The following is a 20,459-nucleotide window of genomic DNA, read 5'->3' on the forward strand; positions in this document are numbered from 1 at the left end:
CTTGCCGGAGGTGTTTTTTTTGCGCTGATATTGTTAACCCCCTTTGAATCAATCAAAGTCTCACTCAAGGAGAAGCTTTTTCAAATCAGCAGCCATCTTGTCTGGTGGCGTGCCCTCGCTAAATAAAAGCACGGATTCTGCGGCTTTATCCAACACAAACACATAGGCACTATGCTCCATCGTATAAAAACCCGCTGGTCCTGGCACCTGATGATAAAACACATTAAAGGATTTGGCGATTTGTTGTAATTGTTGAGGCTCGGCAATTAAGGCCTTAAAGCTGGGATCAAAATGCGATAAATACTCTCTTAAGCGCTGAGGCGTATCACGCGCCGGATCCACCGTCACAAAGTAAAACTGCACCGCTTCTGCCTCTGTCGGCGCTAATAAGTTAAGTGCCTGTTGGATCTGCACCAGGGTATTAGGACATACATCCGGACAATGGGTAAAGCCAAAATAAACGAGCGAGAGTTTACCCTTAAAATCATCAAATTTGAAGTCATTCCCACGTTCATCACGAGCCTCTAGACCGCGACCAAAATGACTGCCCCGAATACTACTGCCATTAAAATCGCTATGAGTCAAATTAAACAGATGCTGCCATTGTGCCGCAACCGGCCTCATCGCCAGTAAGGAAAAGGCGACGCTTAGACTAATAAGCAAGGGTAAAAAATAAGCCACAAAACGCATCCTAGCTGCCTCCGATTGTTGATTGAAACGACGCCAAGCGCTTGAGATATGCTTCGTCACACCCGGACACAGTTCAAACACTAAGGCTTGATATATACTTGGAGATAATGTCATTATTTTAATATCCTAGTATACAGAGGAAGAGTAAGTCATTGAAGCTTGAAAAAATGCAAGCGCTCTATCAGCAGTTAAGCCAGCAGGTTCAAGAGGTGCCCGTGAGCGGCTCAAGACCCTTGATTATTGCCGGTAAAATTGCCGGTTTTATCCATCCCGCCGCCATTAGTGCATTACAAACTAAGCACTACCTTAAGCAGGATGCGTTGGCGGTTTATCTGGCTGAAGCAGGTATTGCTCGGAACGAGTTAAATGCGCTCTTAGTTGATGTAGCCTATTGTTTACGTGATGCAGGCTTAACCAGAGCTTGGCGCAATGAATTGCTAAATGTATACGCCGAGGGCTCCGTGATTGCACAGATTGAGCGTGCTGCCATGCGCCCCCTTGGCCTCTTAACCATGGCGATTCATTTAAATGGCTGGACCCCTGAGGGAGATATTTATCTGCAATTACGCGCCGCCAGTAAGGCCTTCGATCCTAATCGCTGGGACACCTTAGTCGGTGGTTTATTAAATGCCGAAGACAGCCCACCCGAGGGCTTAATCCGTGAATCACAGGAAGAAGCCGGGCTCGCCACCACTCATCTCAAGCAACGCACACCGATTCGTACGATTTTGCGGATGCGTCGACGCCTTCCCGAGGGCTATCAATTAGAAGATATTTTAGTCAGTGATTGCATTATTCCGCCTGACGCGACCCTTGAAAATCAGGATGGTGAGGTAGAGCGCATTGAGACCTTTAGACCGAGCGAAGTGATACAAATGATTGAGGATAAAGACATCACCATTGAAGCCGCCATTGTTCTTTTAGATAGCTTGATTAACCAGCATATTCGTCATTTAATGCAGCAATAATCCAACCAACAAAAGCCGTAGCCTAAGGAGAAAGAGATGAGCAAAGAACCTTTTAACTTTAACTTCCCCTTTGTTAATATGATGCCTGAGGAGATGGGCGATCCGAATTTGCTTTTCAATAGCATGAAGATGATGAGTCAAGCCTGGCAGAAATTTGCCAATCTCGCTCCCCAAGCGACTAGCATGGCACTCGATCCTAATGAGCTCGATAAGCGCATTGAGGAACTAAAAGCGGTGGAGTCTTGGCTTAAATTAAATCTGTCCATGCTCTCTAGTAGCATTCACAGCTTAGAAATACAAAAGGCCAATCTGCAAAACTTCAACAGTTTTATGGGCATGATGAGCGAGCCGCTAAGAGCTTCGCAAGCCGCCACAACAACACCAGCATCCGGGGACAGCGCTTCCTCCCCTGCTCCTGAACAGCCACCGACTGAAGCGGATAAACAGAGCTCACAGCATGCCGCTACCGGTGCCGACGAGCAGCAACCAGATGCCCAAAGCGATACGCTTGAATCAAGCATTGCCAATACTGGCGCGCTGATGCAAGAGCAGGCCCTAAACTGGTTTAATCTTCTAGGCGATCAATTTAAAAATATCGTTGCTTCAGTGGCTGCCGCTACCCCGGCGGACGTTGTCGCAAAAGCCGAGGCTGAGAGCAAAACACAGCCCGTTGCCAGCAAAAAAACGGCAGCCAAAAAGGCGGCGAGCAAAAAGACAACAACAAAAAAGGCGGTAACTAAGAAAACAGCGACTAAAAAAGCAAGCAAAACCCCTGCTAAAACTGCCGCTCAGCGCAATACCCCCAGCGCCACAAAAAAAGCCACAAAACGTGCGGCTAGCAAGCAGGCGAGCGCAAAAACATCAAGCAACGAGTAAACTACTTTACTAACCCATTTTTTAACTATAAACAATTTAGACCATGAAACTAACTATCGTAATTTTGGCTGCCGGTATGGGTAAGCGTATGCAATCTGATTTACCGAAGGTACTCCATAAGTTAGCCGGTAAGCCCATGTTGGCCCATGTGATTGAAAGCGCAAAGCAATTAAAGCCGGCGCAGATTGCCGTAGTCGTCGGTCATGGTGCCGACACGGTAAAAGCCGCCTTTGATAAACAAAAAGATTTAGCTTTTGCCTTGCAGCAGCCCCAACAAGGAACAGCGCATGCGGTACAACAGGCTGAGCCACTTTTTGTGGGCGATGCGGAGAGCGATAAAACCTTAATTCTTTATGGTGATGTGCCCTTGGTGCAGGCAGAGACCTTAAGCCGCTTGATTGAGGCCGCTGGCGATGGGGTTGCGGTATTAACCGAGTTTTTAGACGATCCTAGCGGTTATGGTCGTATTATTCGTGATGCCCAAGGCAATGTCAGCCGTATCGTGGAGCATAAGGACGCTAGCGAAGAGGAATTGCAGACTAAGGAAGTCAATACTGGTATTCTTTGTGCGCCGACCAAGCAATTAAAAACATGGCTTAGCAAAATCGATAATAACAATGCCCAAGGTGAATACTATCTTACCGATGTGATCGGCTTAGCGGTTGGTGATGGTGTGACCGTCAGCGCGGCGCAGCCGGCAGCCTCATGGGAAACACTGGGGGTGAATAGCCGTATCCAACAGGTTGAATTAGAACGTGCTTGGCAAGAAGAACAGGCACGCCGCCTATTGGCGCAGGGCGTCACCTTAGCAGACAACAAACGCATTGATATTCGCGGCACCTTAAGCTGCGGTCGTGATGTGTTTATTGATGTAGGTTGTGTATTTGAAGGCGAGGTTGAACTAGCAGATGGCGTACATATCGGTCCATACTGTATTTTAAAAAATGTCAAAGTCGCCAAGGAGGCTAAGATTGAGGCCTATAGCCACCTTGAGCAAGCTGACTTGGCGGAGCAATGCAAGGTCGGTCCATATGCACGCTTACGTCCAGGCGCGCAACTAGGTAAGGGCAGCCAAGTGGGTAACTTTGTTGAAATTAAAAACACGGAATTAGGCGCCTTTAGTAAAGCAAGCCATCTGAGCTACTTAGGTGATGCCGTGATCGGTCAGCGTGTTAATATCGGCGCCGGCACCATCACATGTAATTACGACGGTGCCAATAAATTTACCACCGTCATCGGTGATGATGCCTTTATTGGTTCTGACACCCAGCTCATTGCCCCAGTCACCGTGGGCGAGGGCGCCACTATCGGTGCTGGCACCTCGCTACGCCAAGACGCACCAGCAAATCAATTAACCTTGACGCAAAGCAGACAAATTAATGTCCCCCATTGGCAACGTCCGGTTAAGAAGAAGCATTAATCACCTATGCCTAAACTCAACGCTAAGCCCAGTAGCATCAGCCAACCACAACGACAGTCGCCTGCACTCAAGCCGGCCCAAGGCAGTGCAGGCCTGCCGAAGCCACGACGCTATTGGGCGGTAGCCGCGATCCTATTAGCCATCACCATCAGTGTGATGGACGCCAGTATTGCCAACCTGGCCTTGCCGACAATTTCCAAAGAGCTCGGCATTCCCCCTCACCTCACGGTGTGGATTGTGAACGCCTATTTAGTCACCTTAATCGCCACCACCATACCGCTATCGGCCGTGGGCGAACGCATCGGCTTTATCCGGATGTTTCGCTGTGGCATCCTCATTTTTATGTGCGGCAGCACACTCTGTGCCTTAGCCACAAACCTCCCCATGCTGGTAACTGGACGCGTGGTCAATGGTTTGGGCGGTGCTGTGATGATGAGTATTTTCGGCGCCATGATGCGCCATATTTATCCACCCCGAGAAATTGCTAATGGCATCAGTTTAAACGCCATGATGGTTGGGGTATCGGCCATTTTAAGTCCAGCGCTGGGGGCCTTTATCATCTCCATTGCATCATGGCATTGGATTTTTATCTTCCCCATCCCCATTTGCTTGATTTCATTGATATTTTCACACTATCTACCAAGGGTAGATGCGCTTAACAAGCCCTATGATTTTCACAGTGCACTATTAAATATCATCACCTTTGCCTGCTTTATCACTGGCTTAAATCTGCTCACTAATCAAACCCTAATTAGCATGGCGCTACTCAGTATTGCGACCATCAGCGGCACCCTTTTATGGCGACGTTCGCAGCGACAAGCCGCCCCGCTTTTCCCGGTAGATTTGCTAAAAATTCCTACCTTTAAATATGCTGTAATCGTCTCAGCCTTAAGCTTTGGCACGGCCTCCTCCGCCATGCTGTCACTGCCTTTTTTCTATGAAAATATCATTGGCCTACCCACCAAAACCGTGGGGCTACTCTTTATGGCGTGGCCTATAGGCTCTACCCTGATGGCACGTCCATCAGCCCGACTCTCGGCCATCTACCCGGCTTCTATCCTTGCTGCCATTGGCTCCTGCATCATGCTCGCTAGCCTGCTGCTGCTAACATTCATCCCCCATAGCGCTTGGTTAGGCTGGTATGCCCTTTGCATGTTCTGTTGCGGTTTAGGCTTTGGCTTTATTCAAACGCCAAATAATAAAACCATTTTATTATCCACCCCACTGAATCGCAGTGGCGCCACTGGTGCCATGCAATCCGGGGCACGTATGTTCGGTCAAAGTACGGGCGCCGCCTTGGTTGCGGTATCATTTCATTTATCGGCCGAGCGGGGCGTGTTTTTGGCGCTGAGCATCAGCGTACTATCCATTGCCATCGCATCCTTAATTAATTTAATACGGTTTTTTCGCGGTCAAGACATAGAGATTCTTTAAAGAGATGGTTTCAACTCCTACACCTACAGAAACAGCACCAGCCAAAGCCAGCTTAGCCGTGGCCTTGATTGTAAAAAATGAAGCACGCTTACTAGCACAATGCCTAGAAAGCATTGCCCACTTGGCTGATGAAATCGTGATTTTAGACTCCGGCAGCACAGATGAGACGGAGACTATTGCACGTCGCTATACCGATAAATTTTATGTTAACGCCGACTGGCCCGGCTTCGGTCCGCAAAGACAGCTTGCGCAACGCTATGTCAGCGCTGACTGGGTGCTATGGCTGGACGCAGACGAAGTGGTGAGCGAGGAGCTAGCCGAGAGCATTCGTCAAGCCATCGCCGAGGATAATCGACAAACTATTTACAAAATCAGTCGCTTAAACTGGGCCTTTGGTCAATTTATACGTCACGGCAGCTGGAATCCAGACTATGTGGCTCGCCTCTATCCCACCGCCTTAACCAACTACAATGACAATCTACTCCATGAAAGCGTGATCATCCCCAAAGGTATCAAAGTCACCGCACTCAAGGGACGACTGCTTCACTACACGTACAATACCTTAGCGGAGCATCTACAAAAATCCCTGAAATACGCAGAAATATGGGCAGAGCAACGCGCCCTTGCTGGTAAAACATCAAGCATTACTAAAGCCATCTTTAAAGCCTTTGGTCGCTTTGCCAGAGACTATCTGCTAAAACTTGGCTTTCTGGATGGTCTTGCCGGCTTGATGATTGTGATTGTCACCATGCAAGGCACCTTTAACCGATATGCACTCTTGCACTATAAATCCAAAGAAAAAAACAATGAACATCCTACAGATTAATATGGAAAAGGGTTGGCGTGGTGGTGAGAGCCAAACCCTGTTGTGCATGGAGCAATTTAGACAGGCCGGTCATGAGGTTGAACTATTAGCACGACGCCACAGCGAGTTGGCGCAACGTGCAAGCGCTAAAGGCTTTAAAGTACATACGCAAAAAAGCGCAGCGCTGGCTGTACTCTTTTTTTTATTAGGCCGTGCCGCTAAATACGATATCATCCATTGCCAAACAGCCAATAGCCTCACTTGGCCTGCCCTCTTTAAAGGCCTATTTAAAGCGAAGTTGGTTTATACGCGACGCACCGCCTTTCCGATTAAAGCGCATAAAGAAAAGTCCACTCGCCTAAAATGGCGTAACACCGATTTATTTGTCGCTAATACCCAAGCTGGCATGGCTGAAGCCTTGCGCATCAAAGCGCTGGCTGCAGATGCAGTGCAAACCATTGCGGAGCTTAAGCCGCAAGCGCATGGTAAAGGTCCTACAGCTATCGTGATTCCCAGCGCCACGATACCACAGAGCTTTGATGCCGCACGTTTTAGCGACATTATCGAGCAACACCATTTACAGGGTAAAAAAATCATTGCCGTGATTGCGGCCTTAACAGAAGAAAAAGAGCCTTTGCTAGAAATTGAGGCAATTCATCAGTTATTTCAACGCCGACAAGATATTGCTGTCCTTCATTTCGGCACCGGCAAGCTACTCCCAAGCTGCCAACAAAAAGTGCAGGCCTTAGGTTTAGCGCCGAACTATGTGTTTATGGGCTTTCAACATCAAGTCGAACAACTGTTTCAGGGCTTCGATTGCTATTTACTCACCAGTCGCCATGAAGGCGCTAATAACGGCATTATCAATGCCTTTTTTAATGAGGTTCCTGTCGTTTCCACCGCCTGTGGTGGACCGAACGAACTGATCGGTCAACATAATGAGCGCGGTTACCTCTGCCCCGTTGGCGACGCCAAAACACTGGCTGAGGCACTTTATTTAGCCCTTGAGCAAAGCCCTGAAAACGCCGCACGCATCCAGGCTGCCAAAGACTATGCACTACAAAATCACACGGTCGAAACAATGGCTAAACACTACTTAACGGCCTTTGAGGCACTACTCGGGAGGTCTTAAGCTAGCATGACTCAACTTCACCCCCTAGTCATTCACTACAGCACCACCCAGAGCGATATCGGCGTGATTCTGCTGGCCACCCTCAAGCAGCAGATCTATAGTGTGATCCTTGACGATAGCGAAGAAGCATGTCTAGCGGCCTTAACAATACAAACATCCAAGGATTTTCCTAGGGCCAAACTGCAAGCGACCTCCCCACACCCTACTCTCACCCTGATTAGCAACTTTATCGCTGCACCTAGTCATCAGCGCTATCAGTCATTACAGCGCATAGATTTATACTGCCAGGGCACAGATTTTCAGCAGCGAGTCTGGCAAGCCTTAAGCCGTATTCCGCTAGGACAAACCGTGTCTTACGCCACCTTAGCTCAACAACTAGGCTGCCCCAAGGCCGTGCGTGCGGTGGCACAGGCGTGTGCGGCGAATCGGCATGCTATCATCATTCCATGCCACCGTGTTTTACGCAGTGACGGCAGCATCTCAGGTTATCGCTGGGGCGTTGCTCGTAAACAGCAGTTACTCGCCCTTGAAGCCACCACTAAGGAAGCATCATGAGTACTACCAAAGACTCGTTTAAGAACAGCGCCGTTTGGGAGCAACGCTTTAACACCCAGGACTCTGCCAACCGCTCCGAGAGAGAGGTTAGAACGCCTTGGGAGCGAGATTATGCACGGCTAATCCACTCTTCAGCCTTTAGACGTATGCAGTCTAAAACACAGGTACTCGGCCTAGGTGAAAGTGATTTTTATCGCACCCGCCTCACCCATTCATTGGAAGTAGCACAAATCGGTGTCGGCATTGTGCGCTGGCTTGAACAAAAACTCGAACGCAACGAGTTTCTCGTGAGTAAGGTGGAGCAACACCATAGCAGTCAATTAAAACAGCTACTACCTGATTATGAATTGATGAATGCGATTTGCCTGGCCCACGATCTTGGTCACCCACCCTTTGGTCATGGTGGTGAGGTGGCCTTAAATATCTGTATGCGTGACTATGGAGGCTTTGAGGGCAATGGCCAAAGCCTACGTATCCTCTCCCGCCTGGATAAATACACCAAAGCCAATGGCATGAATCCGACCCGTCGGCTGCTATTAGGCATACTGAAATACCCACTACCCTATAGCGAACTGTGTGTGCCTGAGGCCTATGGCCCTCTTGCCACACCAGTTTGGCAAAGCAAAGCCAAAGAGCAACTACCGCCTAAATGCTACTTAGATAGTGAAAAAGAGATTGTAGACTGGATTTTAGAACCACTCACGGCGCTCGAGAAAGAAGCCTTTACCGCAACCAAAGCCCGCTCAGACACAGATAGCACGCCCAAGCACCGTAAAACCCGCTTTAAATCCTTTGATACCTCGATTATGGAATTGGCGGATGATATCTCCTATGGTTTGCATGATTTAGAGGATGCGATTTCCCTAGGTTTAATCAGTCAACAGCATTGGCAGCAGCATTTTAAAACGCATCTGCACTTATTCGAGGCCCTATGCAGCGGCAGCAACCAAGGCAAAAGCCCTCAACAAATGGCCAAGGAAGTAGAGGCTCAGCTATTTTCCGAGCAAAGCTACGAGCGTAAACGACAAATTGGACGCTTGGTGCATCACTGCATTACCAGTATCTTTATTGACTCCAGCGGTATTGAGCATGCCACTCAGCCATTGATTAGGTATAACGCCTATCTCGGCGTTGAGCAAAGCGATTTACTGGCGCATATTACGACACTGGTCTTTGACAAAGTCATTCGTAGCGCCAATGTACAACAATTGGAATTTAAGGGTCAAAAAATCGTGATTGAGATCTTCCAAACCCTCAAGGCCGACCCGCTGCGCTTACTCCCGGACGGCACCCGCGAACGCTATCGTCAAGCGCTAACTCAGCACCCTCAGGATACTGCGCTACATATGCGCATCATTTGTGATTTTGTGGCTGGCATGACGGATGAGTATGCCGCACGCTTTTATGAACGCATTTACCACCCGCATGAGGGCTCGGTATTTGATCGGATGTAGGGTTTAAAGAACATGAGCTTAACTCGCAAACAAGCAACGAGCGTACCGGTGCTGATGTATCACCACGTGACCCCAAGTGGCGGTTCACTTAGCTGTAGCGTGAAAAACTTTGAATCGCAAATGCGCTTTTTAGCCAAGCATGGCTACACCAGCCTCCGGGGCGAGCAGTTTGCTGCTTTTTTAGAGGGCAAGGCCGTACCTAAACGCTCCGTGCTTCTCACCTTTGATGATGGCTATTTGAATAATTATCAATATGCGCACCCCATTCTTCAACGCTACGGCATGCATGCCATGCTATTTTTAATTACGCAATATATACACGATGGACCACTACGCCCGACCATGCTCAATGGCGCTGATCAAGCGTATAGCCCAGGGCACTATGAATGTAAAAAGCTGATCGCTGAGGGTAGAGCCAATGAGGTGATGCTACGTTGGGAAGAGGTGCGCGCCATGCAAGCGGCGGATAGCTTTGAGTTTCACAGTCATACCCACACGCACAATCGTTGGGATCTAGCCGCCGACAACGCGAATAAAAACCGTCATATTCGTGAGGATCTACTGCAATCACAACACGAGTTCCAAACCCATCTGGGCGCCGTCAGCGATCATCTATGCTGGCCTCAAGGCTACTTTGATAAAGACTATGTTGCTATTGCCAAGGCATTAGGCTTTAACTATCTCTATACCACCGACGCCTACGGCATGAATCAGGCACATGGTGCAGCTGACCATATTTATCGAATTGCCGTCCGTAATCGCCCAGGGCTATGGCTGGGGCAACGCTTATGGTTAGCAAGCCATCCGCGACTAGGACCGCTATATAATCAAGCAAAACTAAAGAAAAAACAGCGTCGTGAGCAAAAACGCTTAGCACGCCAGGGTGAGGCTTCTTAAGTCGATCACTAGACTTGAGGCAAGTAAGCAAAAGGCCACCCGCAATGGGTGGCCTTAAGCGCTTAAGCAAGGAAAAAATTACTCGACGCGCTCAAAAATAGCGGAGATACCCTGACCACCACCAATACACATCGTCACTAAGGCGTATTTACCGCCGATACGATGTAATTCATGTAATGCCTTGGTCGTAATAATGGCACCGGTCGCACCGATAGGGTGACCCAAACCAACGCCACTACCGTTAGGATTAACCTTAGCAGGGTCTAAGCCTAAAGACTTGGACACGGCTAAGGCTTGTGCTGCGAAGGCCTCGTTTGCCTCAATCACGTCCATATCCTCCACGCTAAGGCCTGCTTTTTTCAACACTTTTTCAGAGGCTGGTACCGGACCAATACCCATGATTTCAGGATCCACCCCAGCGTGAGCATACGCCACTAAACGGGCTAAAGGCTTGGCGCCGTGCTTTTTCACTGCCTCTTCGCTCATTAATACTACGGCGGCTGCACCGTCATTAATACCGGAGGCATTACCCGCAGTCACGGTACCATTTTCTTTAACAAACACCGGACGTAGCTTAGCTAAACCCTCTGCCGTCACGTCACCGCGCGCATGTTCGTCGGTATCGAATACGACCTCACCCTTGCGCGTTTTGAGCGTGATAGGCACGATTTGCTCTTTGAAATAACCGTTCTCAATAGCGTGACGGGCACGACGGTGAGACTCAACCGCTAAGGCGTCCTGCTCTTCGCGTGTGATATTGTACTTCTTGGCAACGTTTTCAGCGGTCACACCCATATGAATCACTTCGAAGGGGTCAGTTAAGGCACCGGTCATCATATCCACAACCTTATTGTCACCCATACGCGCACCCCAACGTAAGCTAGGCGTGATATAAGGACCACGGCTCATCACCTCAATACCACCGCCGATTGCCACATCCGCATCGCCCAGTTTAATCGCCTGAGCAGCTGAAACAATGGCTTGTAGACCGGAGCCACATAAACGGTTAACGTTCATGGCGGGGGCGTCCTTGGTCACACCCGCATTCACAGAAGCTAATCGAGATAAATACTGGTCTCTAGGCTCCGTGTTAATCACATGACCAATCACCACGTGATTCACATCATCCCCCGTGATACCCGCTTTTTCAATTGCGGCTTTGATCACGGCAGCGCCTAACTCATGTGGTGGCATATCCTTTAAACTACCACCGAAACCACCAATGGCGGAGCGCATTGCTGACACTACATAGACTTCTGACATACCAATCTCCTCAGAAAGTTAATACAAAATAATTTAGTCCGGGCAAACATACTCAATGGCTGAATAAAAACCACCCAGCATAAAACTAAACTATCAAATTTATATTACACGATTAAGAACAAAATACCCCACTTAAATAAGCGGGGTAATGAATTTGTATTAACTTATTTGTCGCCAAGCTCTAAAAGCGATAAATCGAAGCAATACCGGTATCCGTCGGCATATACTGACTTGGGATAATTTTCACATCGCCACCGCGACGTAGCACCATTTCAGCCAAATCATCTAACACATCATCGGCATTGGGGTCGGAAAAGTCCGCCACTAGCTCAACCTTACGGGCTTCACGATCAATTTTGCCGGCAAGCTTTTTCTCGGCATCAACTAACAAAGTATCCACCCGACCATCTAGAATTGCCGCCAAGGTGCGATCAAGGTCGCCATTGGCAAGACCTGTGCCGTGCGCTTGTTGAAAACGACTAATTTCCTCCTGCACCCGTTTGGCCGCTACTGGTTCCACGATCGCCCACGCTTTTTCAAGCAATTGCTCTTCACTTAAAGCGCTCGGATCAACATGAATCTCTTGCTCCAAAACATATGGGTTTGCATTGTGCTTGCGGAAAGCGCCCAGGTTTTCAGGCAGCCCCACTAGCACCACAGGCAGTTTGGCATTTTTGCTGATATTGTTATGCAAAGCACGTGCCACCACTCCTAAAAAGCGCTCTTTATCCGCCTGTACAGCGTCTTTACGACCACCTTGATAGCGCAAGGCCTGACGCTGACGATAGGATGGACCTAAGCCATAGGAGGAGCTCGGTATCACTGGTGCCGTTTCGTCGTAGGTATCATCAATATGCTCAGGGAAGCCCTCAGCAAAAATCACCTGATCCAGACCCTCACGTGTGCCCTCATACATCTCAATATCGGTACGGGTAATGCAAAGCACCTGGAAGCGGTCTTGCGTCTGCGTGATGCGTAGCAAAGGCTTTAAGTGAAAGGAATCAGACACAACAGCAAAGGCTTCGGGCTGACGCTGCAAGGTAAATACCTCAAAATGAGTTTCATCCGCCAAAATTGCTAAGCCATCTAAGACCTGACGCTGCCAAAAATCATGATTATCAGCCAACTGCTGAAAAGGTTGCATCAGCGACTCGATCTCACTTTTAGCATATTTCTCTGCCAAGGATTGCTCTAATGTCTTGAGCAAGTTTTTGTAGCGAATCAGATCCTGCTGATTTTCAGGGTGGCTCCGGTGTGTCGGTTGGTACAAAGATAAGCAAGGTCCCTCGTGCCTTTCTAAAAAATAACTCAGGCTTTGAAGATTAACTTGTTGCATCGTACTCTCCTTATTATGTAATTTGTGAAAAACCTCAATCAAGGCCGTGATATCAGCTACCACTAGTTATCCGCTGATTACCTATGAGCGGCGGTCCTGCGACTTGGAAATCACTTTGCTAAGACCTTGTACTAGCTTACGCGTGGCCTCAAGAATAGCAATCTGAATATCCTCTGAGCGATGCTCAGCCACCACTGGCTTCATTGTCGCTACCCGAGCCTCAACCAAGCAACGCTTATCAGTAGCACCGGCACGTGTTTCACTATTGACATCCGACAGATGATATTCAACGCGAGTTAGATGTGCTGCTTGATGCTTTAACTCCTTCGCCGCGATCGCCTCAATGCGTTGAACTAATGCCTCGCTACGTGTGGTGTGCCTGTCAGTATTAACTAAAATTTGCATAGAACCTCCTTGAACTACTGCGTTTTATTATTACTCTATTATTACTAAAGATTGAGCATTAAGCCAATCCGTAGCGCATGATTTACTCCTTTGGATCGACTATATTTTGATCAATAACAATTAACGCTGAGGCAAATAGTAGCTAATTTCTCAAGGACTTAACGCAACGCTCGGCACGATCATAACGTCGCTTGCGGTTAATATGGTACTTACAAAGTTTTGCAAAGACTTAAGTTTTGAGTCGATTATTTAAGCCTCAACTAAACACCATCTGCTACATTACAAAACATCCATGAATCACATGAAGCGATCGTATATGACTATGTTTAAGCCAGTAAAGCATTTCATCCACCAAAGCTTATGCCTACCCCTATTAACACTCAGTATGGTGATGCCAGCCAGTGCCGCTGCACCCTATCAGGCAATTGATTATGTCGATGCAGAGTTTGCCGTGTCCTATAACCAGGCCGCTGCAGGCGGTACAGCCAAGCTAACAATTCGTCAGCAGCAACATCACTACGATGTGAATTTCAACATCCAGCATAGCCTCTTAAAGGCAAGGCAGCGGGCGCATTTCAGTGCTGAGGGTTGCGACATCACGCCCCAGTCCTACAGCGCCAGCACGGAAGCGGCATTTAAAGGCAAGAGTCAGGAAAATTTAAGCTTTAACTGGGCGGATAAAATCGCTACTCGTCAACATAATAAAGACGGCGATACCAGCTTTCAGCTCACACAAGCTTACTATGACCCGATGAGCTTATACTTCAAAGCCCGTTGCGATTTGATGGCGGGTAAACAGCAACTCAGCTACCCTCTTATTTATAAAGGCAAAGAAAGTACCCACCGCTACCAGGTGGTTGGTACCGAAAAGGTCAATACGGGTATGGGTGAATTTGAGGCCTTGGTGGTAGAACGTCAGCGCCGCAATAAAAACCGTCGCACCACCTTTTATGTGGCGCCAGCGCTGGACTATTTAATTGTTAAGATCGAGCATCGTGAAAGTAGCCTCGCTACCGTCAGCATGACCTTAAAACGTATGGACTATCAACTCCAATAAAAAAACGCTCCCAACCACTAAGATTGAAAGCGCTTTAAAACTAAATTAAAAATCGCCTAGCGACCCGCTTTGAGCTCAGCCCAGAGACGTGTTTGTAATCGCAGCAACTCCATGGACTGGGGTTGCATCAAAAACAGTGTATCACGCACTTCCTGCGGCGGATAAAGCATTGGGTCGTTAGCAATTTCAGGCTTGACGAACTTTTTGGACTCCAAATTGGCATTGGCAAAGAACATCTCATTGGTTATCTCTGCATGCACTTCGGGTGTTTCCATGTAGTTAATAAAGGCCATGGCATTATCAAAATTAGGGGCGTTTTTAGCCACTGCCATCATATCCATCCAAATCAATGCGCCACCGCGCGGGATCACGTAGGCAATTTCATAAGGACGATTCGCCTCTTTGGCACGGTCAGCGGCAATATAAATATCACCATCGCCCGCATAGACCAGGCACACATCATTTTGCGCCAGCTCCTCAATATGGGCGGCAGGGCTAAAATGCTTAATGTAAGGACGAATCGATTTTAAGACCTCAAAGGCCGCTAAATAATCATCCGGGTCTTGAGAGGCCGGATCCTTGCCCATGTAGTTAAGTACCGCAGGGAAAATCAAACCCGCTTCATCGTACAGCGAGATGCCACAGCTGGCGAATTTTTTGGCCTTTTCTGGATCAAATAAATTACCCCAATCCATTAGGTCCACATCCTCACCTGCAACTTCCTTGGCGCGGGTCACGTTATAGCCCAAGCCCAAGGTCCCCATGGCCCAAGGCACTAAGTATTCATTGCCCGGATCGACCTCCTCCAAGATCTTCATAATCTCAGGATCCAAGTACTTTAAATTAGGTAGTTGAGACTTATCGAGCTTTTCTAAAAGACCCGCTTCAATCTGGCGCTTCGCGTAGTAACTACTGGGAATCACCACATCATAACCGGAATTACCAATCAGCAATTTGGTTTGTAAGACGTCATTATTATCAAAGGTATCAAAATTTACCTTGATGCCGGTACTGCGTTCAAAGCCTGGAATCGTATCCTCTGCCACGTACTCCGCCCAGTGATAAATATTTACCACCCCCTTATCCTGAGCCGCTACGCCGTAATTCACCGCAAATAAGGCGCCTGCCATGGCAATGCCTTTTATTAATTTATTAAACTTCATCGTATCCCCCCTTAATCAAGATGGACCAAACTACTTATAAAAATAAAAGACAATGCTGTCTTAAAAAACGGATCGATTTTATTTCATTTTCCTATCATAAAGGCTGCAATAGTGCGATTTTTAATAAAAAATATCAGCCCACTGGCGTACTAGGACGTAGTGGGCTCAGACGCTACTGTAGAAACGGCAATTGCGTAAAGATTTGCAGCACAGTGGCGTTAATTAAATCCACAAAAAACGCACCCACGATGGGCACTAGCAAAAATGCCTTATAGGAAGGACCGTAGCGGTCGGTCACGGCCTGCATATTCGCCACCGCCGTGGGCGTAGCACCCATCCCGAAACCGCAATGACCTGCCGCTAAAATCACCGCATCATAGTCCTTGCCCATGACCCGATAGGTGATCAAAATCGCATAGCACATCATTAGTAATACTTGCACCGCTAAGATCACCAATACGGGCAAGGCCAAATCCACTAACTCCCACAACCGCAATGAAAGCAAAGCCATTGCCAAGAATAAAGAAAGTGAGGCGTTACCAAAGACATCAATGGCCCGATCAAACATATCGAAGCTAAAGACATGAGTCAGGATATTACGTAGAATCACACCGCACATTAAGGCCCAAACAAAGGTCGGCAATTCAAACGCCGTGCCCTTGGCCACATTCGTCATCACATCGGCAAAAGCCAAACAAGCCGCAAAGAGCGCCAAGGTCTCAATGGCTGAGGAAGCGGTGATACGACGAATCTGATCCGGTTTATCAAAGAGCGCATCATCATAGCCATCATCATCCTCATCGTGACGCGTATTGTAAAGCGAGGTCTTTTTAGCTTGCTGCTCCAACGGGGTCAACTCCGCTGGTTCAGGTAGGCGCTCGCGCTGCATTCTTTTTAAAAGAAACTTAGCCACTGGGCCACCAATCATACCGCCAGCAACCAAACCAAAGGTAGCGGTAGCGACTCCCAGGGTAGTCGCACCGACAATGCCGTATTGATCCTCTAAAATCGGTCCCCAGGCCGCTGCCGTACCATGCCCGCCGGTTAAGGTAACGGAACCAGTGACCAGACCCATCAAGGGATCCAGCCCAACCAAAGAGGCCATGGCGACGCCCACCACATCCTGCACAATAATCAGACCTGACACCGTAAAACTAAAAATCACCAGGGGCATACCGCCCACTTTGAGACGCTTGAAATCAGCACTTAAGCCGATGGAAGCAAAGAACATCAACATAAAGGCGGTTTGCAGCGCCCCATCGAACTTAAAGGAGATGCCAAAGAAGTACTTCAGCAGCATCACAATACAACTCGCTAACAATCCGCCTGCGACTGGCTCGGGAATATTATAAGACTCCAAAAACTTAATGCGACGGGTCAACATACGACCTAAAAGCAGCACTAAGGTGGCCAAAATTAAAGTGTAATAGCCATTTAGTACAATTTCCATCATATACCTCTTTGTTATTCACGCTATGCCACAGTTTAAAACACTCTCGGCAAAATACGAAATTTAAATTTAAACTGCTGTCTTATCCTGCTCATACTTTACCTAGGGTTACCTAGCATTTGTGCTAATGTTAAATCAGAACGATTTACCCTATGCTTTAATACATAGCCATTTATTCATCTTTATAGTTTTAGTTTAGCGCATGAGTTCTTATTACAAACTGCTTAACCGCACAATTCAGGACGATGGCACGGTGGTTGCCAACTATCAACCGACTATCCACAGTCAGGGTGCATGGAATGCACATGAGCAGCATATGGCCCCTGCTTCCGGTGTGATGAGTTATGAGTTAGAGCTATTTCAGCCGCGTGACGATATGATTTACGGTCGTTTAGGCTTTGATATTTTGGGTTTGATCCCGCTTAAAGACTTCACCATCACGACGCATAATATTCGCCCCGGCAAAACCATTGAGCTGATTGAGAGCAGCTTAAGCTGTGAGGGCAAGGTCGCCATTGTACTCCGCGCTTGGCGGGTGATGAAAAATGACACGAGCACGGTAGCAAGTGTGGAGGATGAACCAATCACCCCACGCAATGAGATGGTCGAGTGGACGGCACTCAAAGGGGTCTGGGCCGGCGGCTATATTGCCTCCATTAGCGATCATATCCGCAGCAACCGTGAGCGCCGTCCAGGATGTGCGCAAGTCTGGTTGAGCAATGAGCTCGCCATGGTAGAAGGTGTTGCAACCAGTCCCTTTGTGAAGTTAATGGGTATGGTTGACACCAGTAACGGGGTGGCAGTGTCGCAGCAGGTACCATTTAGTCATATGTTTCCTAATGTTGATCTGCAAATCCACCTATACCGTCTACCCCAAGGTCAATGGCTAGGTCTGAATACTCGCCAACAATATGGCGCCCAGGGCGTGGGTCTCACTACCTCGATTCTATACGATGAGGTAGGTCCCTTTGGTCATAGCGAGCAGATCCTCACCGTGCGCCCTATGCCTATTAAGGCTTAGCGACGGGCAGCCTCCCACACGGCAGCCCAACCAAGCGACAACTCGGCGGCACGTTCGGCCGCCATCACCAAACTATCTTCACGGGCAATGGTTTGACCGGCAATATCAAAAGCAGTGCCATGATCCACGGACACTCGCACTACCGGCAAACCGACCGTGATATTTACCCCCTGATCACCATACACCGCCTTAAAAGGTGCGTGACCCTGATCGTGATAACACATCACTAAAAAACGCCAACGTTGATCGCGCACGGCTTGAGGCCAAATCACATCCCCTGGGATGGGACCGTGTAAATTAATCCCTTGCGCTCGACCTCGCTCAATCGCAGGCAGAATAATGCGCGACTCCTCGGTGCCGAACAGATTATTTTCTCCCGCATGTGGATTTAAACCGGCCACCGCAATGGCTTCACCCTCACGCCCCAAGGCTTTAGAAAAGGCATGCACCAACGCAAAGATAGCATCAAAACGCACTGCTGTGCAGTCCTCCACTGCCTGCTTCATGGATACATGGGTGGTGGCATGAAACACAAATAACTCACCGCTAGATAGCACCAGTGAAAAATCCTCCACCCCGAACTCATGCGCTAGCAGCTCGGTATGCCCTGGCCAATGATACCCCCCCAGATGCATCGCCTCTTTATTTAAGGGGGCGGTGACAATGCCGTCCACCTCACCGGCACGAGCTAAGGCACAGGCCTTTATCACAAACTGCGCAGCAGCTGCACCGGCACGTGCATCTACGGTAGCCAGCTGCACCTCGGCTAAGCTTGTCCCCACCTGTATCACCTCAATACTATCGGGCGCATTAATAATCTCTGTGGGGCTTTGCACCTCACGCACCACCGCCGCATCAAAACCGATTTGCTGTGCTGCTTTTTGCAAAGCAGCGACATCCCCTATCACCACAAAACGCGCTTTAAGCCGCAGATGAGGGTGCTTTAGCAGCATTTTTGCAGTGACTTCGGGACCGATACCGGCGACATCACCTAAGGTGACCGCCAGGATGGGTAAGCGCTTTTGAGTAGACACGATGGCTGTTCCTTGTAGCAAAAAATCAAAGGTATCGTTATTTTACACCTGCGCTATTAAAAACAAAAATGCCCATGGTTATCATCAACCATGGGCTTCTCAACTGGCTCATCGTGTCCTGATCAAAGCTCTGCTTGCTTAATATGCATATGCCCGCTTTCCAAATCCAAACTGGTACGCAACAAAAATTCGCGTGGGTAGGGGTTACACCACATCATGCCCTTAATAATCAAGGTCAATACATTATGATGCTCAAGGTGATTAGCCTCATTAATAAACTTGACACTTAAGGTATCTCGCTGCAGGCGGGGTTCAAAATTCACAATGCAGTCATAAATTGCATTTTGTAGACTAATGTGATCGATTTCTGACATGCGGCGACCTGCCAGTGGAGCGACCCCAAAATTAATGGTGGATTTTTTGACCTCATCTAGGCCCTCCAGATCCACTATCGACTCAAGATTGACAGTGTTTAATAACCACGCCAAATCCCGTAGAATAGCAGCACGCAGCACCTCATAATCCACCTGCACGCCAGTATTTACTTCATTTTTTTTGTGGGGTGCATGATCGGTTAAGCGATCAAATAAGGCCGGTTGTAAACGATCTTTAACGGCTTGCTGCTGACGTCGTTCGCTAGCCGTTTTTTTGCGTTCCTGATATTCAATTACCATGGCTCTTTAAAGAAATGACGCCAAGGTCATCTGCCCTTAGCGCCTAAAACTACTCAATCAAGCAAAACACGCTTGGCAATTAGGCCACCGTTTTGTTTTGTTTGATATCGTAAGCAACCACAGACTCAGCGCCTTTACCGCCGCGGTCAGTTTGCTCCCAGTACTGCTGCTTGATTTTAGCAGCTTGGAAAGCGTAGCTTACCATCATTGCGTCACCTTCTTGATCACCAGTGTACTGAACAGAAGTCACTAATACATCTTCTAAAGTGATGCGAGAGTATTCAACTTGCTCACCGCCGGCTTTACATACAGAAAGCTCTACTTTAGCCAAGTGCTTACCAGTTGCACAATGCTTTAAAACAGCAGGCGCAGCACGATCGATGCGAGCAAACACGTGTAAATCGTTAAAGCTGGCTTTACCGGTACCGCCACCACCGCCAGTTGACATTGAACCAGGCTGAGTAGCGCCCCAAGAGAAAGACTCGATATCACTCCAGTCTTTGTGCTGAGAATCTTTAGATTCACCGTTAGCGCCTTCAATTTTCATAAACATAGCAACTGCCATTTCACTCTCCTTAAGAAATGAGATAATTAAATTTAAGATAAAAAGCTACTTACTGCACATGATAGATACGCAAATCAACTGCTTAATGAATTCCATAAATTAAGCCAGCTCCCACGAAATCCAATAAAATTCTAACGTTCAAAAATGACATTTAGATGACTGAATTATGTCAATTTGATGATTTTTGTCATATTACAATTAACAAAGAGTGGCCTCGATAAAAGCAGGTCTATGCTCGCTCTGACCGCATCGAAGTGGCT

Annotated in this window: 20 protein-coding genes; 11 read left to right on the plus strand and 9 right to left on the minus strand. The window is 48.1% G+C overall.

The features are described from left to right. Positions 1-60: 60 nt before the first annotated feature. Positions 61-804 (minus strand): SCO family protein, encoded by a 744-nt coding sequence (locus HMPREF3144_RS09585; protein ID WP_070477631.1) that lies wholly within the window; start codon positions 802-804, stop codon positions 61-63. Positions 805-842: 38 nt separating this feature from the next. On the opposite strand from HMPREF3144_RS09585, the gene HMPREF3144_RS09590 reads away from it, so the two are divergent. The 9 genes from HMPREF3144_RS09590 to HMPREF3144_RS09630 are packed head-to-tail and all read left to right on the plus strand — an operon-like array spanning position 843 to position 10,231. Then, on the plus strand, positions 843-1,658 hold the full coding sequence (locus tag HMPREF3144_RS09590; protein ID WP_048767878.1) for an NUDIX hydrolase: 816 nt from the start codon (positions 843-845) through the stop codon (positions 1,656-1,658). 36 nt (positions 1,659-1,694) lie between these two features. Then, positions 1,695-2,534 carry a PhaM family polyhydroxyalkanoate granule multifunctional regulatory protein gene (locus tag HMPREF3144_RS11735; protein WP_070477633.1) on the plus strand — a complete coding sequence of 280 codons (840 nt, stop codon included), beginning with the start codon at positions 1,695-1,697 and terminating at the stop codon, positions 2,532-2,534. 43 nt (positions 2,535-2,577) lie between these two features. Then, positions 2,578-3,954 carry a bifunctional UDP-N-acetylglucosamine diphosphorylase/glucosamine-1-phosphate N-acetyltransferase GlmU gene (gene glmU, locus HMPREF3144_RS09600; protein ID WP_070477635.1) on the plus strand — a complete coding sequence of 459 codons (1,377 nt, stop codon included), beginning with the start codon at positions 2,578-2,580 and terminating at the stop codon, positions 3,952-3,954. A 6-nt stretch (positions 3,955-3,960) separates the two neighbouring features. Next, positions 3,961-5,388 (plus strand): MFS transporter, encoded by a 1,428-nt coding sequence (locus tag HMPREF3144_RS09605; RefSeq protein ID WP_018027138.1) that lies wholly within the window; start codon positions 3,961-3,963, stop codon positions 5,386-5,388. 4 nt (positions 5,389-5,392) lie between these two features. After that, positions 5,393-6,214 (plus strand): glycosyltransferase family 2 protein, encoded by an 822-nt coding sequence (locus HMPREF3144_RS09610; protein ID WP_070469636.1) that lies wholly within the window; start codon positions 5,393-5,395, stop codon positions 6,212-6,214. Next, a complete protein-coding gene (locus HMPREF3144_RS09615) occupies positions 6,195-7,325 on the plus strand; it encodes a glycosyltransferase (protein ID WP_070477637.1) in 1,131 nt (376 codons plus the stop codon). The genes HMPREF3144_RS09610 and HMPREF3144_RS09615 overlap by 20 nt, the downstream gene beginning before the upstream one ends. Positions 7,326-7,331: 6 nt before the next feature. Then, on the plus strand, positions 7,332-7,880 hold the full coding sequence (locus tag HMPREF3144_RS09620; protein WP_070477639.1) for a methylated-DNA--[protein]-cysteine S-methyltransferase: 549 nt from the start codon (positions 7,332-7,334) through the stop codon (positions 7,878-7,880). Continuing rightward, on the plus strand, positions 7,877-9,334 hold the full coding sequence (locus tag HMPREF3144_RS09625) for an anti-phage deoxyguanosine triphosphatase (protein WP_070477641.1): 1,458 nt from the start codon (positions 7,877-7,879) through the stop codon (positions 9,332-9,334). Before HMPREF3144_RS09620 ends, HMPREF3144_RS09625 begins: the two co-directional genes overlap by 4 nt. Before the next feature lie 12 nt (positions 9,335-9,346). Next, a complete protein-coding gene (locus tag HMPREF3144_RS09630; protein ID WP_070477643.1) occupies positions 9,347-10,231 on the plus strand; it encodes a polysaccharide deacetylase family protein in 885 nt (294 codons plus the stop codon). A 78-nt stretch (positions 10,232-10,309) separates the two neighbouring features. On the opposite strand, the gene HMPREF3144_RS09635 is transcribed toward HMPREF3144_RS09630, so the two are convergent. The 3 genes from HMPREF3144_RS09635 to HMPREF3144_RS09645 all read right to left on the minus strand — a co-directional run bounded on the left by HMPREF3144_RS09635 (position 10,310) and on the right by HMPREF3144_RS09645 (position 13,235). Next, the gene (locus tag HMPREF3144_RS09635; protein ID WP_018027144.1) at positions 10,310-11,494 is read right to left on the minus strand and encodes an acetyl-CoA C-acyltransferase family protein; all 1,185 of its coding nucleotides are present in this window, start codon (positions 11,492-11,494) and stop codon (positions 10,310-10,312) included. Positions 11,495-11,675: 181 nt separating this feature from the next. Then, positions 11,676-12,830, minus strand: coding sequence for a baeRF3 domain-containing protein (locus HMPREF3144_RS09640; RefSeq protein ID WP_070477661.1), 1,155 nt, complete (start codon positions 12,828-12,830; stop codon positions 11,676-11,678). Between the two features lie 81 nt (positions 12,831-12,911). Then, a complete protein-coding gene (locus HMPREF3144_RS09645; protein ID WP_070477645.1) occupies positions 12,912-13,235 on the minus strand; it encodes an HPF/RaiA family ribosome-associated protein in 324 nt (107 codons plus the stop codon). 316 nt (positions 13,236-13,551) lie between these two features. On the opposite strand from HMPREF3144_RS09645, the gene HMPREF3144_RS09650 reads away from it, so the two are divergent. Beyond that, positions 13,552-14,292: a DUF3108 domain-containing protein gene (locus HMPREF3144_RS09650; protein ID WP_070477646.1), complete on the plus strand. Its 741-nt coding sequence runs from the start codon at positions 13,552-13,554 to the stop codon at positions 14,290-14,292. A 56-nt stretch (positions 14,293-14,348) separates the two neighbouring features. On the opposite strand, the gene HMPREF3144_RS09655 is transcribed toward HMPREF3144_RS09650, so the two are convergent. After that, positions 14,349-15,455: an extracellular solute-binding protein gene (locus HMPREF3144_RS09655; RefSeq protein WP_070477648.1), complete on the minus strand. Its 1,107-nt coding sequence runs from the start codon at positions 15,453-15,455 to the stop codon at positions 14,349-14,351. 172 nt (positions 15,456-15,627) lie between these two features. Further along, complete coding sequence (gene gltS / locus HMPREF3144_RS09660) at positions 15,628-16,905, minus strand: sodium/glutamate symporter (protein WP_070477650.1); 1,278 nt, start codon at positions 16,903-16,905, stop codon at positions 15,628-15,630. Between the two features lie 202 nt (positions 16,906-17,107). Between gltS and HMPREF3144_RS09665 the strand changes: the two genes are divergently transcribed. Beyond that, a complete protein-coding gene (locus HMPREF3144_RS09665; protein WP_070477652.1) occupies positions 17,108-17,926 on the plus strand; it encodes a thioesterase family protein in 819 nt (272 codons plus the stop codon). Here HMPREF3144_RS09665 and pdxA read toward each other — a convergent pair. The 3 genes from pdxA to HMPREF3144_RS09680 all read right to left on the minus strand — a co-directional run bounded on the left by pdxA (position 17,923) and on the right by HMPREF3144_RS09680 (position 20,199). Then, positions 17,923-18,960 carry a 4-hydroxythreonine-4-phosphate dehydrogenase PdxA gene (gene pdxA / locus HMPREF3144_RS09670; RefSeq protein ID WP_070477654.1) on the minus strand — a complete coding sequence of 346 codons (1,038 nt, stop codon included), beginning with the start codon at positions 18,958-18,960 and terminating at the stop codon, positions 17,923-17,925. The genes HMPREF3144_RS09665 and pdxA overlap by 4 nt on opposite strands. Positions 18,961-19,082: 122 nt before the next feature. Further along, complete coding sequence (gene tssE / locus HMPREF3144_RS09675; RefSeq protein ID WP_026156964.1) at positions 19,083-19,634, minus strand: type VI secretion system baseplate subunit TssE; 552 nt, start codon at positions 19,632-19,634, stop codon at positions 19,083-19,085. 79 nt (positions 19,635-19,713) lie between these two features. Then, complete coding sequence (locus tag HMPREF3144_RS09680; RefSeq protein ID WP_018027399.1) at positions 19,714-20,199, minus strand: Hcp family type VI secretion system effector; 486 nt, start codon at positions 20,197-20,199, stop codon at positions 19,714-19,716. Positions 20,200-20,459: the final 260 nt, after the last annotated feature.

Origin of the sequence: Oligella sp. HMSC05A10, from assembly GCF_001808335.1 — a bacterium.
GTDB lineage: Bacteria > Pseudomonadota > Gammaproteobacteria > Burkholderiales > Burkholderiaceae_B > Oligella > Oligella urethralis.